Consider the following 15,174-nt stretch of genomic DNA (forward strand, 5'->3'; position numbering starts at 1 on the left):
CTGCTGTGGCTGCTGGGCGTGCCGATCCCGGTGATCATTCTGTTGTGGCTGTTCTTCGGCCGCTGAGCCACCGGTTCGACTTTGCAATGAAAGCTCCGCCGCGTGCGGAGCTTTTTGCATGAGAGGCGCGCGGCAATCGCGCGTCGCGCGCTTCAGGAAATTCCGCTATCACCCGCAAGCGAGAACGCCGCGGGAGACGCTTTCATGCCTGACACCAAGCTGACAATCTGGGGCCGCGCCAATTCGGTCAACGTGCAGAAAGTGCTGTGGTGCCTCACCGAACTCGGCCGCGCTTACGAGCGCATCGACGCCGGCATGAGTTATGGCAGGACGCGCGAGGCCGAGTATCTCGCCATGAACCCCAATGCGCGGATCCCGACGCTGGTCGAGGGCGACTTCGTGCTGTGGGAGTCCAATTCGATCATGCGCTATCTCTGCCTCGCGCATGGAGGCGGCACGCCGCTCTATCCCGAAGCGCCGAAGCAGCGCGCCTCGGTCGACCGCTGGCTCGACTGGACGCTGTCGACCGTGCAGCCGGTCGACCGCCCGGTGTTCTGGGGCATCGTGCGCACGGCGCCCGCCGAGCGCGACATGATCCAGGTGCAGCGCGATGCCGATGCCGCCGCCGAGGTCTGGGCGATCGCCGACCGCCTGCTCTCCTCGCGCCGGTTCATGGAAGGCGAGGCGTTCACGCTGGCCGACATCGCACTCGGCTCCTATGCGCGGCGCTGGCTCGGCGTCGAGGGCATCTCCCGGCCGGCGCAGCCGCACCTGACGCGCTGGCTCGCCGAGCTCGGCAAACGGCCCGGATTTGCACAACATGTCGCACCGCCGATGTCGTGAGCCGGCGGCGCGGCGTAAGCCGCTGTGACAATGCGATGAATCCGCATTTCGACGCGAGCGAGGAGCGTCAACCCGGCACTTGACGGCTACTGTGCATGGGGTTGTTTTCGCGTTTTCGTTTTTGGCCTAGCGCCAGCCGCGCTCGACCAGCAGTACGCAGGCGATCAGCACCAAGGTTACTGCCGCGATGGCCAGCCGCGCGGTCCAGCTGAAGCCGCGGCCGATCCACCACAGCAGCGCGCAATACATCAGGACAGGAACGAGGATGTCGAGGCGCAGCAGATCCGCCGGCATGGCCTCAGCGCCTGACGGTGGTGTCGATGCTGATCGAGCCGCCGATCTTCACGCAGGTGCCGGTGCCCTCGACCATGACGAAGCGCGGGCCATAGGAGGCGCAGGAGCCCGCCCTTGCCTTGCCGGCCGCGCCCTTCAGCGGTGCGGTGGTCGTGCCCGCCTGGGGCCGCTCGGCAGGGGGCAGACGCAGGGCCTCCGCGGCCACGGCGGCGGACGTGACGAGCAGCGAGATCAGGGTGAGGAGCGGCGTGCGCATGGCGGCGTTCTAACCCGACGAGGCGTGGCGCGCCATCGGGGCGGCGATGCCGGCGATCAGATGAACTTGATGCCGGCCGATTTGCCGCGGCGCCAGACCACCTGGCAGCTCCGCCCGGTGCGCGCATCGCGTGCGAAGGCGAGCCGGATCACGCCCGGGAGCTGGCTCGCATCGTCGTCGAGCGTGATCTTGGCGCCCGAATCGGAGATGTCCTGGACCAGGCAATGCCGCGCGGCGAAGCCGCCGTCGAGCGTGATCCAGGCGTGCTGCGACAGCAGCTTGCGGGCTGCGCGCTTTTTCGGCGGTGGCATTGGCGAGAGATCTCCCCTTCCAGCGCTACTCACGGAACCCTAAGAAACCGTTGAAATCGCCTCCTGATCATCCCTCGGCCGAGGCTATCCACCGGAGCCAAAAGAGCGGCCCGAACGGCTTGCCCGGAGGCAGAAAGGCCACTATACGTTCGCCCGCTGCAAGCCGCCGGGCCCTGTTCGGCCGGCCAGCGGCCCTGCCGGGAACAACGGCAAGGCCCTGAGTTTGCTCCCTTCGTCTATCGGTTAGGACGCCACCCTTTCACGGTGGAGAGAGCGGTTCGATTCCGCTAGGGAGCGCCAGCGCGCAAGGCGGCGGCCATTAGCCGTCGGCATTTCACCGCTCCCCATGAACCTGTCCGCCGCTCGCCAGCGACCAATGTCCGTTGGAACCGGTCTGGCCCATGGCACAACGCTACCCCGAGATTGAAGCTTCGTCCGGCGCGTCCGCAATGACGCCGGGCCTTCCGCCGTGGCTGAGCCATCCCCGCCCGCACCCATCGGACCGCCGCGCCAAGATGCTGGAGCACATGGCGCGCGCCAGATCGCTTCCTCAGCGCCAAGCCGGAGTCGCATCAGTGCCCCTGCCATCTGGCGATGGCATTGCGAACGTTTTCGGCGATGTCCTCGGCCATGCGATCCTGTTCGGCGTCATCGCTCTGCTCGTCCAGTCGCGCATTCCTCTTTATCTCGGGGCGTTCATCTTCCTGAACGACGATGGGCGCATCGAGCGCACGCTGGCAGCGCTCGGTATCCGGCTCGAGCCCGAAACGATCGGCGCAGACATCGTCAAGCGCTTCCCATTCTGGTTCGGGTTTTTTGCGTTGCTCGGCGTTTTGAAAGGCGCCGGCCCCGCCTGGCTCGCGCCATGGATGCCTCCAGCGGAGCCGTGGTCTTCCCTCGCAGCGATTGGTCTGCTGCTTGCGCTCGTCGAAGCATCTTCGGCGCTCGCGATGCGGCGGGCTTTGCCGCTTGTGGGATTGGAGATCAGCCCGAGCGGCTTGACCTGGGCGACGATTCAGTTCGCCCTCGCAGTCGTCGCGCTTGCCTTGCTGGTGCAGTCCGGATTTCTGTAGTCGCCGCGCTGCGCGGTAACAACGTACTCAATGACGACGTTGTGAGCGGAGCTTGCGGCAAAACGGGTCGTTATGCCGCGCTTTCCGCTGCATGGAGCCGGCGCGCGTTAACCGGAAATTTACCCCCGCTTTTGAGCGCCGGTATCATTTGCTTAGAATTTGATCGCTACCGTGGAATTACGGAATCGATCCCGAACATCATTGGTCCCCCATGTCCGTCGCAGAGTTCCTCAGGCAGCGTGCAGTGGACGTCACCGTGAACGGCAGCTACTCGCTGCCGCGCTGGTATGATTGCGAGGGCAAGCTGCGCAGCTTCGCCTGCCGCACCAAGCGCGTCTCGCCCTTCCGCATGATCGTGGACGTGCCTGTTGTCGGCAAGGTCGGCGAGCGCCTGACCTCCTACTTCCAGGATTTCGGCGAATTCCAGTGCACGATCAGCGCGACGCTGAAATCAGGCTTCCTGATGGAGCTCGACATGACGCGGGCGCGGCGCGCCTGGATGTCGGAAAAGCTCACCTGGCTCGAGAAAAAGCAGAAGGACGAGAGCGTCCAGGAGTTGCGGCGCGACGCCCGCTTCGTCCCCCAGGTCTCCCACACCTTCCTGACGCTCGCCGACGGCAGCACCCATCCGTGCTTCATCATCGACGTCTCGACGGCGGGGGTCGCGATCTCATGCGAGTACGACCCACCGGTCGGAACCCCGCTTGCCGTCGGCGCCTGCGTGGGCCGGGTCATCCGCAAATTCGACCACGGCTTCGCGGTCAAATTCGCCGAGAAACAGCCGCGGGAGGACCTGGTCCGCCTCGTCGTGCGCTCGCCGCTGAAGCAATCGGCCTGAACCGGACCGGCCAATCTTAACTCTTTCTTAACTAAACACTGGAGGCGGCGCCCCTCGCACGATAGGGTGTGCCCCAGTACGTCCGCAATCACTGCGGGCCCTCGAGTTACCGGAAGTCCTGGAATGTCCATCGCTGATGCCGAGTTCGTCCCGGCAGAGACCACGCACAAGGCGCCCACCGCGGCCAAGCCGCAGCTTCCACCGGGCGTCGTCACTGAGGGACCGCTCGTGCAAGCCAAGCTGCGCGAGAGCTATCTCCTCCTCGGCATCCTCTATGTCGGCGCCGTCGCCGGCATCGTCTGGGCCATCACGCAAGGCATCGGCAAGGTCGAGCTCTTTACGTTCGGCTGGATGTTCGCGCTGACGACGTTCGGCATCGGCGCCGGCATGCATCGCCTGTTCGTCCATCGCAGCTTCCGCACCGGCCCGATCATGCGCGTGTTCTTCTGCGCCATCGCCCAGATGGCGGTGCAGGGCTCGATCGCCAAATGGGTCGCCAACCACCGCCGCCATCATCTCTATGCCGACGATGTCGGCGATCCCCACAGCCCGCAATTCGACGGCTTCGGCAATCGCTATGTCAGCGCGCTCAAAGGCTTCCTGCACGCCCAGGGCAGCTGGGTGTTCGACCAGGCAACCACCGACAACGAATATTATGCCAAGGACATCCTCGCCGACCCGATCGCGATGTTCTTCGTGCGCACGCGCTGGGTCTGGTACGGGATGTCGGCGGTCTTCATCCCCGGCGTGATCGGCTACACCTTCGGCGGCGTGCACACCATGATCGGCTGCGTGCTGTTCTCCGGCCTGCTCCGCGCTTATCTGCTGATCCTCACCAGCCAGCTCACCGGCTCGGTCTGCCACGCCTATGGCTATCGCCGCTTCGAAGTCGACGATGCCTCGACCAACGAGTTCGTCACCACGATCCTCACCTTCGGCGAAGGCCTGCACAACAACCATCACCGCTTCCCGCGGGACGCCTACATCTCGCACGCCTGGTGGGAGATCGATCTCAACGGCCTGATCATCCTGGGCCTGGAAAAGATCGGCCTCGTCCACGACGTCTTCCACGCCTCGCACCGTCAACTGGAGCGGGCGGCGGAAGCAGAGGCGGCCTCGACGGCGCGCTGAACCGGCAGGCGGCCGGCCATCCTCTGGCCGTCCCGCCTCCGCATCGCTGCCCTATCGCGGCCCCATTGCGGGATCAGCTTTTGACGGTCCGCGCCACGTGCCGGACGTCATGTGCGGACTTGCGATCGGGGGACCGGATGGCAGTCGACAAGATCACCGTTGATAAGACCACGGTCGATAAGATCACGGTTGATAAGATCACCTGGGACAGGGTCGGCCGGGTCACCGAGCCCGGACGCTACATGTACACCTTCGGCTGGCTCACCATCACCGCCGGCGATCTGGAGATCTGGAAGCTCTACCCCCAGGCCGCGTTCACGCTTCTGGCGCAACCGGGAGGCCCGGACGCAACCCTGGGCGAGGAATTCCATCTCGGCGCCTTCGACGTCGCCCCCGGCGCGCCGCCGCCGTTCACCACCCACTGACGACGAAAAGCACCGCTCGTTGCGGGAACGCAGGGCGTGGCCGTTGCTTTATCATCGCGATGATACACATCCCCGCCGTCGATCAGGCCTTCCTGCTGTTGCTCATCGTGCTCTGCCTCGGCACGTGCCTCGTGCGCGTCTTCTGGGAGCTGGAACAGGCGCGGACGCGCCGGATCGCCTCGCCGCCCCGCGGGGACTCACGACGCCACTAGCCGACCTGCCCGGCCATGCCCACCTGATGACCTCTCCCGCCGGGCGCTCCACCAGGAGTGGCGGAGACAGCTGCGCAGTGAATCAAAGAAATCTGCGCATATCATTGATCTGACTTATCAATCACGCTCCATCCCGGTCGGCGAGGCCGTTGCCATGGCTGACGAACTCCTTCTGTGATGCAATTGATTACGCTTGTATTCTACAGCCCGGCGGGTGACGGCAGATGAACGGAAGCTGTCGCGCGCGTTAAGTGAGCCGACAGCGAGCGCATGACACATGGTCGCATCGGTGAATGTAGATAAGCGGACCAAGGGAACCTATTTTCGGCGCCGATGTACCTGATTGAAGCATTGCCCACCGTCATCGGAACTGCTGCCATCGCCCCGGCGCTGCTGATGCTGTGGCTTGTCATCGCCGCTGAAGAGCGCCCCGGCCCGCCCGCTCAGGTCTGGACCGCATTCCTGTTGGGTGCGGCCAGCATCTCGCTGCTGGGCCTCGCCCGCGCCCCCTTCGCCAAGATGGTCGCGGCGCCCGACGACCCCTGGGCGGCGCTCGCCATGCATTCGATCTTCGGCGTCGCGCTCCCCGAGGAAGCCGTCAAGGTGATCGCCATCGTGGTGATCTCCTCGACCAAGCGGCGGACCTTTGCCAACCCGATGGACACCGTGGTCTATGGCGCCGCGGTCGGCCTCGGCTTCGCGGCTTACGAGAACCTGGCCTATCTGGTCCAGCACGCCGAGATGTGGCGCTCGCTGGCCGCCTTGCGCAGCGTGCTGACCGTGCCGTTCCACGGCGCGCTCGGCATCATCGCCGGCGCCTACCTGACGATCGCGCGCGCCGGCACGGCGCTGGGCGCGAACCGCCATCATCGTGACTGGGCTCGCCTCTCCAGCCGCCTTCTGATGCTCGCCGGCCCGCTCGCGCTGCATTCGGCCTTCGACTTTCCGCTGCTGACCTTGCAACGAATGCCCGACCTCGATCCGACGCTGCGGATGTGGCTGGGCGCCGCGAGCCTGCTGATCGGCTTCAGCTCGATCGCCTTCGCGATCCGCCTGGTCCGGCGCGTCGCCCGCCACCATGCACCTCGGACCGACATAGCGCGGGAGCGGCTCAGCCAGCTCCGCCGGATGTGGGCGCTGCTGCTGGCCGGCGGCGGCGTCGGGTTCCTCGGGCTCGCCTTCGTGCTGACCTCGATCCACCACTGGCTGATCAACCCCGAACGCAACCTGACGCTGGCCCTGATCCCGATCGGCTTCGTCTCAATCCTGCTCGGCCTCGCGCTTCTGGTTGTCACAAGCGCGATCTACATTCTCGGCCGCAACCGCATCCGCACCAGCGCGGAAGGCTTTTCGTCGGCGCCCGGGGGCGGTTGATCCAACGCATGGCGAGCGCGCCGCGCGCGTAATAGATTGAGCACAGCCCATACGATCTGGAGCCTGCCGATGACATCGCCCGAGGATTTTTCACGGCTGCAATCCGCCATGAACCAGACGGTCAAGGCGCATTGGAAGGCCTTCCTGTTCGAAGGCATCCTGCTCGCCGTTCTCGGCGTCGCGGCACTGATCCTGCCGCCGCTCGCCAGCCTTGCGATCGCGATCTTCCTGGGCTGGATGTTCCTGATCAGCGGCATCGGCGGGCTGATCGTGACCTATTGGGCACGCAGCACGCCGGGCTTCTGGTGGTCGCTGATCTCCGCTGCGCTCGCCGTGCTCGCCGGCCTGCTGCTGCTGGCCCGGCCGATGCAGGCCGTGCTGACGCTCACCATCGTGGTTGGCGCCTATTTCCTCGCCGAGGGCGTCGCCACCATCATGTACGCGCTGGAGCACCGCCGCGAGCCGGGCAGCCGCTGGTCGTGGCTGCTGATCTCGGGCCTCATCGACATCGCGATCTCGTTCATGGTGATCACAGGGCTGCCGAGCTCCGCGGAATGGGCCATCGGCATCCTCGTCGGTATCAATTTGCTGTTCGGCGGCGCCAGCCTGATCGGCATGGCGATGGCGGCACGCAATAGCAACACCTGAGGCGCCTGGTCGCTTGCTGCTCCGATTGGGGGGTGACAACGTGGCAATGGCGCGCTATATGGCCCGGCATGATCACCGTCGCCACCAGCTATTTTTGGTACTTTAGCTACGACAGCTCGCTGGCGGCAGGAGGATCGCGCTCAATCTGAAATATTGCAGCAAACGTCCGAACAAGCCGCCAGACCTGGCGGCTTTTTTATTGGCCGGCAGGTTCGAAACAAACAGGAGCCCGCCGTGCTGAGCACGACCGACGATCTTCGCATCCGCGAACTGAAAGAACTGAGCACCCCGGACGAGGTGATGCGGGAGGTCCCGCGCACGCTCACCGCCACCCGTGTGGTGATGGCCGCGCGCAACGCCATCCACGCCATCCTGAGCAACCAGGACGACCGCCTTCTGGTCGTCGTCGGCCCCTGCTCGGTGCATGATCCCAGGGCCGCGCTCGATTACGCCGAGCGCCTCGCAAAGCTGCGCGAGGATCTCGCCGATCAGCTCGAGATCGTGATGCGGGTCTATTTCGAGAAGCCGCGCACCACGGTCGGCTGGAAGGGCCTGATCAACGATCCCGATCTCGACGGCAGCTTCGACATCAACAAGGGCCTGCGGCTGGCGCGCAACGTGCTGTCGGCGGTGAACAATCTCGGCCTGCCCGCCGGCGCAGAGTTTCTGGACATGACGACGCCGCAATACATCGCCGACCTCGTGTCCTGGGCCGCAATCGGTGCACGTACGACCGAGAGCCAGATTCATCGCGAGCTGGCTTCCGGCCTGTCGTGCCCGGTCGGCTTCAAGAACGGCACCGACGGCAATGTACGGATCGCAGCGGACGCGGTGAAGTCGGCCTCGCATCCGCATCATTTCATGGCCGTGACAAAACTCGGCCGCTCGGCGATCGCCTCGACCGCGGGCAACGAGGATTGCCACATCATCCTGCGCGGCGGCAGCAAGCCGAACTACGACGCGGCAAGCGTCGCAGCGGCCTGCAACGAGCTGGCGAAATCGGGCGTCGCACCGCTGGTGATGGTGGATGCGAGCCACGCCAATTCGAGCAAGAAGCCGGAGAACCAGCCGTTGGTCATGGCCGACATTGCCGGCCAGATCGCCGGCGGTGAGAACCGCATCATGGGCGTGATGATCGAGAGCAATCTCGTTGCCGGCCGCCAGGACGTCGTGCCGGGCAAGCCGCTCGTCTACGGCCAGAGCATCACCGACGGCTGCATCGACTGGCCGACCACGGCGACTGTCCTCGAGCAACTCGCCGACGCGGTCGAGGTCCGCCGCAACACCCGCCGCGCCGGATTGCACGAGCGGTCGGCGTAAGGTTCGCGCAAATGCGGGCGGGGCGAGTCGTGGCGCCCTGCCCGCAAATATTATGGATCAGCAGCCGCGGCAGATGCTTTTGATCTTCTTGTCGAGCGCCTGGTTTTCCTTGCTGAGCGGATCGTTCGGATCGGTCACATTCTTCTCGCTCGGCACGTCCGAGACGCGCGGCTGGCGATGGCCCACGGGAGCCTGCGGCAGAGATCCGGAGCTCGCACCGCTTGACGTCGATCCCTTGGTGCCGGTCTGCGCAACCGCTGCGCCGCCGACCAAGACCACGAGCGATGCTGCCAGCATGATCTTCTTCATGTCCGATCCTCCATTTCTCAAGCCGGCGCTTCTCACCGCTCAGGCGGATAGAGATGAACGTCGCCGCAATAGTCCACGATACGATAGCGCTTTTCGGCTCCCGCTTCACCCGCGCCGGGTGCGGTATTTTGTGCCGCCGATATGTAGCTCGGCCCTACCGGCGATTTGCCGGCGCCGCCGGGAATGTCGATGACATAGTCCGGCTGACACAGTCCTGACACCCGCCCGCGCAACTGCCGCATCAAATCCTGTCCCGCCGCCAGCGTCGTGCGCAGATGCGCGGTGCCCGGCGCGAGATCGCCGTGATGCAGATAATAGGGCTTGATCCGGCACTCGACGAAAGCGCGCATCAAATCCGACAGGGCGGCGATGTCGTCATTGACCCCGCGCAACAGCACGGACTGGCTCACCAGCGGAATTCCGGCATCGACGAGCCGCGCGCAGGCGGCACGCGCCGGCCCCGCCAGTTCGCGCGCGTGATTGGCATGCACGGCCAGCCAAGTGGTCGCGCCGTCGACCTTGAGCGCCGCAACCAGCTCGTCGCTGATGCGGGCGGGATCGGCCACGGGCACGCGGGTGTGAAGGCGGATGACCTTGACGTGATCGATGGCCGCGAGGTCGGCCATGATCTCGCCCATCCGGCGCGGCGACAGCATCAGGGGATCGCCGCCGGTCAGGATCACTTCCCAGATCTCGCCATGAGACCGGATGAATTCGATCGCCGCGCGATAGGCGTCATCCGAGAGCGCGCTTTCCTTGCCGGGCCCCACCATCTCGCGGCGGAAGCAGAAGCGGCAATAGACCGCGCAGACGTGAACGAGCTTGAACAACACGCGATCGGGATAGCGATGCACGATGCCGGGAACCGGCGAGTGCGGATGATCGCCGATCGGATCGGCGTTTTCGCCCGGCTGCATCTCGAGTTCGGCAGCGGTCGGCACGAACTGGCGGGCGATGGGGTCGTCCGGATCGGATGTGTCGATCAGTTCGACCAGCGCCGGCGTGATCGCGACCGCATAGCGCGCGGCCACGCGCTCGAGCGCGGGCAGCTCTGCGGCCGGAGCAAGATGCTCGGCCACGAGTTCGGCCGGCTCACGCAGGGTTCGGGCAAGATTGCTGTTCGTCATCTCTCGCCTGACGTTTCATTTGCAGGCGGCGTCCCAAACCACCTGATCAATTCGCGATGCGCCGCTCGCCAGCATCACCAGCCGGTCGAAGCCGAGCGCAACACCGCTCGCCTCCGGCATGGCCGCAAGCGCGGCCAGAAAGTCCTCATCCAGCGGATAGGCTTCGCCGTAGCGGCGCTGCTTCTCAATCATCGACTCCGTGAAGCGTTTGCGCTGCTCCTCGGCATCGGTCAGTTCCCCAAAGCCGTTGGCGAGCTCGACACCGCACGCATAGACCTCGAAGCGCTCGGCAACCCTGGGATCCCCAGCCTTCACCCGCGCCAGAGCCGCCTCTGGAGATGGGTATTCGAACAGGATGGTCAAACGGCCCTGCCCCAGCTGCGGCTCGACATGCTCGACCAGAACCTTGCTGAAGATGTCGGACCAGGTGTCGTCCCCGACGATTCGGACCTTCCCGGCGGCCGCCCCGGCGAGCGCGGCACGGTTACCCTCGCTGCCCGAAATTGTCGACAGCAGATCGATGCCGGCGAAACGCTCGAAGGCCCCTGCAACCGTCAGAAGCTCCGGCTCGGCGAAGGGATCGGCGGTCCGGCCCCGGAACGCGAAAGTCCCGATCCCGGTTGCCTGCGCGGCGCGGGCGATGACCACCACGGTGTCGGCCATGATGGCGTCATAGGGAGCGCCTGCCCGATACCATTCCAGCATGGTGAATTCGGGCAGATGCAGATCGCCGCGCTCGCGGTCCCGGAACACCCGGGCGAGCTCGAAGATCCGACTCTCGCCCGCCGCCAGCAGCTTCTTGCAGGCGAATTCGGGTGAGGTCCGCAGGTAACGGGTGGCGCGGCCGCCATCCGGCCGGATCAGCTCGGTTCGGGGGGCGTGCAGATGGGTCTCATTGCCCGGAGAGACCTGGAGAACCGAGGTTTCGACCTCGACGAAGCCCTGCGCGGCGAAAAAGTCCCGTATTGCGCCGGTAATGGCCCCCCTTGCCCTCAGGAAGGGCCGCCGGTCGAGGTGACGGTCGGGCGACCAGAACGGTGAGATGGGCTTGTCCCCAGCCATTAACCGACCACCCCGCGCGCGAGCAAAACGCTAGCATCTAACGGCAAAATCAGTATGTTGCGGCCCGAAACGGGCGCCGAGGTCCGATTTGAGGCCCCAAGTCCCCCATCGATTTGACCATGTCCTGGCCGGTGCCGGGCCAAGCAAGCAGGAAATATAGCTTTGAGAGTCATCGCCAGTTCTATTCGCAAAGGCAACGTGATCGAGCAAGACGGCAAGCTCTATGTCGTCGTGAGCGCCGAGAACATCCACCCCGGCAAGGGCACCCCGGTCAGCCAGATCGAAATGCGCCGAATCTCGGACGGGGTAAAGATCTCCGAGCGCTACAAGACCACCGACCAGGTCGAAAAGGCCACCATCGAAGAGCGCAACTACACGTTCCTGTATGAAGATGGCGACGGCTACCACTTCATGAACCCCGAAACCTACGACCAGGTCCAGGTCTCCAAGGACGTCGTCGGCGACGCGGCCGCGTATCTTCAACCGGACATGACCGTCAAGCTGTCGACCCACGACGTCAACGTGGTCTCGCTCGCGCTGCCGCAGCGCGTGACGCTGGAAGTGGTCGAGACCGAGCCGGTGACCAAGGGCCAGACCGCCTCCTCTTCCTACAAGCCCGCGGTGCTCTCCAACGGCATCCGCACCGCGGTGCCGCCGCACATCTCGGTCGGCACCCGCATCGTGGTGATGACCGAAGACGGCTCCTATTCCGAGCGCGCCAAAGACTGACGGGGAACAGAAGGGTCGCAACAGGTGGCGCCGGGGGGCGAGACAGTGGTTGGGAAGGGTTTCCGCTTCGTCTCGCACCTTCTGGCGTCGCTTTCGCTCCTCATGGCCTCTCCACTCGCTGCGGATGAATTCCGCAGCCCCTCGCTCACGGCTCTGCGCGTCGACTGGCGCGCAGCGCTCGACCAGCTCCGCACCGAGATCAACAGCCGCCCACGGGTTGCGGACGACTTCATCTTCGCGCCTCGCCGTTCGGTACCGCGCTACGATCCGCGCGCGACGCCTGCATTGGTGCAGCTCAACGCGGTCTCCTCGCGGTTCTTCACCGGCATCACCCGCAGTCCCGTGCCCGTGCTGCTGCCGTTCGACGCCGCCACCTACCTCGAGGCGCAGCGCAGCGGCGCGCCGGCGATGCTCGCGCTCTCGCGCTACCAGGCGGACTTCAATCCCGTCGACATGTTCGATGCAGGCCCCGCCGGCTATAGCGCGACCTTCTCGCTGGAGCCCGGCGCCGGTGACGGCATGCCGGCACGCGTGTTCGCACGGCCCGTCGAAGTGCAGATCACGGGCTCGGCGCTGGTCTACGACATAGCCGATCCCTCGGGCGGCAAAGGCGAGCCGGTCAAACCGCTCGCGACGCTCTACCCGGACCTGCGCAGGTTCATCCGGGAGGGCTATGTGCGCTACGCCTTCACCCGTTTCGGCGTCGCCTATGTCGTGTCGATCCAGTGTCTCGACAGCGTGGCCAAGCCGCGGCGGCTCGCCTGCAAGGAGGCCTATCCCGTTGCCGAACGATTCCTGAAGGCCCTGCGTGTCGCCGGCGGCCAGCGGATGCGGCCATTGACGGATATTGCCTCCAACATCCTCGATCGTCCGGCGGAGCGTTCACCGGACTTCAGCTACCGGCCGAGCGGCGACATCATCCCGAACACCGGTTATCGCAAGCAGGGCGGCCACCCAGACGCGATGGCCTATGCCCAGATCCGCTTTCCCCTCGAAAAGGCGCCCGCCTTCGTGCGCTCGCAATCCTACGGCAAGCGCGACAAGAGCGATGGCCCGACCGCCTATCCCTGGCGCGACAATTTCTGCGAGTCACGCAGTTTCGAGGTGTGGCAATGTGGCGGAGGCTACGGCCATCAGGGCGAGGACATCCGCGCCGCGGACTGCCCGCCCCCCGGCGACGGCCGAGAACCCTGCGATCCCAAGCAGCGCGGCGTCGTCGCCGTGCGCGACGCCATCGTGATCCGCGCAGCCAAGGACCAGGCCGCGACGCTTCAAGTCAACAGCCGCACCGAGCACATCCGCTTCCGCTACATGCACATGAACCCGCACGCGATGAACGCCGACGGCGTGCTCAACGGCCGCATCGTCACCGAAGGCGAGAAGATCGGCGTGATCTCCAACTATCTCGACCATCCCGCCGGAACGTCGATGCACCTGCATTTCGACGTGCAGGTGTTCACACGCGACGGCTGGATCTGGGTCAGCCCCTACGTCACACTGGTCTCCGCCTATGAACGCCTGATCCACGCCCGCGGCCGCGAGGTTGGACCGGAGATCGCGGTCACGTCACAGCCGGTCGCCCATGCGCTGCCCGAGGATGTGCTCAAGCCGGACCTGCGCGAGGGATCGAGCGGCGAGGAGAACTGACGGCGTGCTCGTTCGTTGCCGGAGCGTGCAAGAGCATCTTGTCGCGCGCTCCGCCCGCTCGAACGAAGAAGGACAGGTTGATGAGTGTCGGACTGATCGGTCTTCTCGACGATATCGTAGCGATTGCAAAGGTTGCAGCAGCTTCGCTCGACGATGTGGCGAGCCAGGCTGCCAAGGCAGGCACCAAGGCGGCCGGCGTGGTGATCGACGACACGGCCGTCACGCCGAACTACGTGATCGGTTTCGCCTCGAAACGCGAATTGCCGATCGTCGGCAAGATCGCGGCCGGATCGCTGCGCAACAAGCTGCTGATCCTGCTCCCCATCGCCCTGTTGCTCGGCTGTTTCCTTCCCGCCGCGGTCACGCCGCTGCTCATGCTCGGCGGAGCCTTTCTCTGCTACGAGGGCGCCGAAAAGGTGCTCGAAGCCGTGATGCCGCATCATGCGCACGACCACGAAGCCCAGCTCCAGCCGATCGCGCTCGACGCCCGGTCGGTCGAGGATGAGAAGGTCGCGAGCGCCATCAAGACCGACTTCATCCTGTCGGCGGAGATCATGGCGATCACGCTGGCGGCCCTTCCGGCGGGCAACATCTGGACGCAGGCGCTGGTCCTGGCGCTGGTCGGCTTCGCGATCACCGTCGGGGTCTACGGCGTGGTGGCCCTGATCGTGAAGGCCGACGATGCCGGCCTGGCTCTTGCGCGCTATGAGGGCGCCTCAGTGCCTGGCGGCGCGATCCGCTTGCTTGGACGCGCGCTCGTTCGCGGCATGCCCACCTTCCTGGCGGTACTGAGCACCATCGGCACCGCCGCGATGATCTGGGTCGGCGGCGGCATCATCCTGCACGGCATCGAAAAATACGGCCCGCCCGCGGTCGGCCGCATGGTCCATGCCGCAACCGAGACTGCCGCGCATACTCTTCCATCGATCGCCGGCATCGTCGAATGGTCGGTCGAAGCCGCCATTTCAGGCGTGCTCGGACTGCTTGTGGGCGCACTTGCGATTCCGGCAGTCCAATACGGTCTCTCACCTGCCTGGAAGCGGTTGAGGCGGCCGGCCTGACTAGTCATTCCAAGAACGTCGTGAGCTGCGCACCCTCATCCGCGACGAACACCGCGATCAATTCCGCCGGCTCGGTCAAGCTGGCATTAGCGGAGACCAGGTGCGTCGCGCCCGGCGGCTCGAAGAAGGACTGGCCGACGCCGAAGGTCTCGACCGGGCCGCCGCCGAGCTGGGAGCGGATCTCGCCCTTGGTGATGTAAGCCGTCACCGAGCCTGCGTGGCGGTGCGGCCGCGAAAACCCGCCGGGCCCGTAGGAGACGCGCACGATGGTGACGCGCTTGCCCGGAACGTTAGGCAGCGCGTATGAGCCGATCGGCTCGACCTTGTCGAGCGGCGAGCCCTCCGCGGCGCTGGCGCAGAGTGGGGCCAATGCGCCCGAGACCGCATCCATCGTCACCGGAAGCGCTTTGCCGATCGCCAGCGCGCAGGCGAGCCCCGCGACGACGGCGAACACTGTTGAGCGTGACGGCGCCGGGCGTTGCACGGCAGAGAAATTCAGGGCTGTCATCGTGAC

Annotated in this window: 17 protein-coding genes, 1 tRNA gene and 1 pseudogene; 12 read left to right on the plus strand and 7 right to left on the minus strand. The window is 65.5% G+C overall.

What is annotated here, in order from left to right; all coding sequences use genetic code 11:
- Nucleotides 1-204 precede the first annotated feature (204 nt).
- Nucleotides 205-843: a glutathione S-transferase family protein gene (locus XH83_RS18230; RefSeq protein WP_194402197.1), complete on the plus strand. Its 639-nt coding sequence runs from the start codon at nt 205-207 to the stop codon at nt 841-843.
- Between the two features lie 126 nt (nt 844-969).
- Here the strand turns inward: XH83_RS18230 and XH83_RS18235 are convergent, their stop codons facing one another.
- The 3 genes from XH83_RS18235 to XH83_RS18245 are packed head-to-tail and all read right to left on the minus strand — an operon-like array spanning nt 970 to nt 1,704.
- The gene (locus XH83_RS18235) at nt 970-1,137 is read right to left on the minus strand and encodes a hypothetical protein (protein WP_194402198.1); all 168 of its coding nucleotides are present in this window, start codon (nt 1,135-1,137) and stop codon (nt 970-972) included.
- A 4-nt stretch (nt 1,138-1,141) separates the two neighbouring features.
- Nucleotides 1,142-1,393, minus strand: a complete 252-nt coding sequence (locus XH83_RS18240; protein ID WP_194402199.1) for a hypothetical protein — start codon at nt 1,391-1,393, stop codon at nt 1,142-1,144.
- Between the two features lie 56 nt (nt 1,394-1,449).
- Nucleotides 1,450-1,704, minus strand: a complete 255-nt coding sequence (locus XH83_RS18245; protein WP_194402200.1) for a PilZ domain-containing protein — start codon at nt 1,702-1,704, stop codon at nt 1,450-1,452.
- A 225-nt stretch (nt 1,705-1,929) separates the two neighbouring features.
- Here XH83_RS18245 and XH83_RS18250 point away from each other — a divergent pair.
- The 8 genes from XH83_RS18250 to XH83_RS18285 all read left to right on the plus strand — a co-directional run bounded on the left by XH83_RS18250 (nt 1,930) and on the right by XH83_RS18285 (nt 8,725).
- Nucleotides 1,930-2,004, plus strand: a tRNA-Glu gene (locus XH83_RS18250).
- A gap of 101 nt (nt 2,005-2,105) precedes the next feature.
- Nucleotides 2,106-2,777, plus strand: a complete 672-nt coding sequence (locus tag XH83_RS18255) for a hypothetical protein (protein ID WP_246776262.1) — start codon at nt 2,106-2,108, stop codon at nt 2,775-2,777.
- A gap of 211 nt (nt 2,778-2,988) precedes the next feature.
- Nucleotides 2,989-3,615, plus strand: a complete 627-nt coding sequence (locus tag XH83_RS18260) for a PilZ domain-containing protein (protein ID WP_194402201.1) — start codon at nt 2,989-2,991, stop codon at nt 3,613-3,615.
- Nucleotides 3,616-3,738: 123 nt separating this feature from the next.
- Nucleotides 3,739-4,746, plus strand: coding sequence for an acyl-CoA desaturase (locus XH83_RS18265; protein WP_194402202.1), 1,008 nt, complete (start codon nt 3,739-3,741; stop codon nt 4,744-4,746).
- A gap of 137 nt (nt 4,747-4,883) precedes the next feature.
- Complete coding sequence (locus XH83_RS18270; protein WP_194402203.1) at nt 4,884-5,171, plus strand: hypothetical protein; 288 nt, start codon at nt 4,884-4,886, stop codon at nt 5,169-5,171.
- A gap of 545 nt (nt 5,172-5,716) precedes the next feature.
- A complete protein-coding gene (locus XH83_RS18275) occupies nt 5,717-6,757 on the plus strand; it encodes a PrsW family glutamic-type intramembrane protease (protein WP_194402204.1) in 1,041 nt (346 codons plus the stop codon).
- A gap of 69 nt (nt 6,758-6,826) precedes the next feature.
- Nucleotides 6,827-7,405 (plus strand): HdeD family acid-resistance protein, encoded by a 579-nt coding sequence (locus XH83_RS18280; protein ID WP_194402205.1) that lies wholly within the window; start codon nt 6,827-6,829, stop codon nt 7,403-7,405.
- A 234-nt stretch (nt 7,406-7,639) separates the two neighbouring features.
- On the plus strand, nt 7,640-8,725 hold the full coding sequence (locus XH83_RS18285; protein WP_194402206.1) for a 3-deoxy-7-phosphoheptulonate synthase: 1,086 nt from the start codon (nt 7,640-7,642) through the stop codon (nt 8,723-8,725).
- Nucleotides 8,726-8,782: 57 nt separating this feature from the next.
- On the opposite strand, the gene XH83_RS18290 is transcribed toward XH83_RS18285, so the two are convergent.
- The 3 genes and pseudogenes from XH83_RS18290 to epmA all read right to left on the minus strand — a co-directional run bounded on the left by XH83_RS18290 (nt 8,783) and on the right by epmA (nt 11,223).
- Entirely contained in the window at nt 8,783-9,034 is a 252-nt protein-coding gene (locus XH83_RS18290) for a hypothetical protein (protein ID WP_194402207.1), read from the minus strand.
- A 32-nt stretch (nt 9,035-9,066) separates the two neighbouring features.
- Nucleotides 9,067-10,161, minus strand: coding sequence for a lysine-2,3-aminomutase-like protein (locus XH83_RS18295; RefSeq protein ID WP_194402208.1), 1,095 nt, complete (start codon nt 10,159-10,161; stop codon nt 9,067-9,069).
- A pseudogene (gene epmA, locus XH83_RS18300) lies at nt 10,158-11,223 on the minus strand (EF-P lysine aminoacylase EpmA). Before epmA ends, XH83_RS18295 begins: the two are co-directional and overlap by 4 nt.
- 162 nt (nt 11,224-11,385) lie before the next feature.
- Between epmA and efp the strand changes: the two are divergent.
- From efp to XH83_RS18315, 3 genes are all read left to right on the plus strand, one after another.
- Nucleotides 11,386-11,952: an elongation factor P gene (gene efp / locus XH83_RS18305; protein ID WP_194402209.1), complete on the plus strand. Its 567-nt coding sequence runs from the start codon at nt 11,386-11,388 to the stop codon at nt 11,950-11,952.
- Between the two features lie 24 nt (nt 11,953-11,976).
- The gene (locus XH83_RS18310; RefSeq protein WP_194402210.1) at nt 11,977-13,599 is read left to right on the plus strand and encodes a M23 family peptidase; all 1,623 of its coding nucleotides are present in this window, start codon (nt 11,977-11,979) and stop codon (nt 13,597-13,599) included.
- Nucleotides 13,600-13,679: 80 nt separating this feature from the next.
- Nucleotides 13,680-14,660 (plus strand): DUF808 domain-containing protein, encoded by a 981-nt coding sequence (locus XH83_RS18315; RefSeq protein WP_194402211.1) that lies wholly within the window; start codon nt 13,680-13,682, stop codon nt 14,658-14,660.
- 4 nt (nt 14,661-14,664) lie between these two features.
- Here XH83_RS18315 and XH83_RS18320 read toward each other — a convergent pair whose 3' ends face one another.
- The gene (locus XH83_RS18320) at nt 14,665-15,168 is read right to left on the minus strand and encodes a cupin domain-containing protein (protein ID WP_194402212.1); all 504 of its coding nucleotides are present in this window, start codon (nt 15,166-15,168) and stop codon (nt 14,665-14,667) included.
- Between the last annotated feature and the right edge of the window lie 6 nt (nt 15,169-15,174).

Origin of the sequence: Bradyrhizobium sp. CCBAU 53351, assembly GCF_015291745.1 — a bacterium.
GTDB lineage: Bacteria > Pseudomonadota > Alphaproteobacteria > Rhizobiales > Xanthobacteraceae > Bradyrhizobium.

What these genes read in the sequence shown, in the direction of transcription:
- XH83_RS18245 (WP_194402200.1), bottom strand. Translation starts at nt 1,704, where the DNA reads ATGCCACCGCCGAAAAAGCGCGCAGCCCGCAAGCTGCTGTCGCAGCAC.
- XH83_RS18230 (WP_194402197.1), top strand. Translation starts at nt 205, where the DNA reads ATGCCTGACACCAAGCTGACAATCTGGGGCCGCGCCAATTCGGTCAAC.
- XH83_RS18275 (WP_194402204.1), top strand. Translation starts at nt 5,717, where the DNA reads ATGTACCTGATTGAAGCATTGCCCACCGTCATCGGAACTGCTGCCATC.
- XH83_RS18240 (WP_194402199.1), bottom strand. Translation starts at nt 1,393, where the DNA reads ATGCGCACGCCGCTCCTCACCCTGATCTCGCTGCTCGTCACGTCCGCC.
- XH83_RS18235 (WP_194402198.1), bottom strand. Translation starts at nt 1,137, where the DNA reads ATGCCGGCGGATCTGCTGCGCCTCGACATCCTCGTTCCTGTCCTGATG.
- XH83_RS18265 (WP_194402202.1), top strand. Translation starts at nt 3,739, where the DNA reads ATGTCCATCGCTGATGCCGAGTTCGTCCCGGCAGAGACCACGCACAAG.
- XH83_RS18315 (WP_194402211.1), top strand. Translation starts at nt 13,680, where the DNA reads ATGAGTGTCGGACTGATCGGTCTTCTCGACGATATCGTAGCGATTGCA.
- XH83_RS18260 (WP_194402201.1), top strand. Translation starts at nt 2,989, where the DNA reads ATGTCCGTCGCAGAGTTCCTCAGGCAGCGTGCAGTGGACGTCACCGTG.
- XH83_RS18295 (WP_194402208.1), bottom strand. Translation starts at nt 10,161, where the DNA reads ATGACGAACAGCAATCTTGCCCGAACCCTGCGTGAGCCGGCCGAACTC.
- XH83_RS18320 (WP_194402212.1), bottom strand. Translation starts at nt 15,168, where the DNA reads ATGACAGCCCTGAATTTCTCTGCCGTGCAACGCCCGGCGCCGTCACGC.
- XH83_RS18280 (WP_194402205.1), top strand. Translation starts at nt 6,827, where the DNA reads ATGACATCGCCCGAGGATTTTTCACGGCTGCAATCCGCCATGAACCAG.
- XH83_RS18255 (WP_246776262.1), top strand. Translation starts at nt 2,106, where the DNA reads ATGGCACAACGCTACCCCGAGATTGAAGCTTCGTCCGGCGCGTCCGCA.
- XH83_RS18270 (WP_194402203.1), top strand. Translation starts at nt 4,884, where the DNA reads ATGGCAGTCGACAAGATCACCGTTGATAAGACCACGGTCGATAAGATC.
- XH83_RS18290 (WP_194402207.1), bottom strand. Translation starts at nt 9,034, where the DNA reads ATGAAGAAGATCATGCTGGCAGCATCGCTCGTGGTCTTGGTCGGCGGC.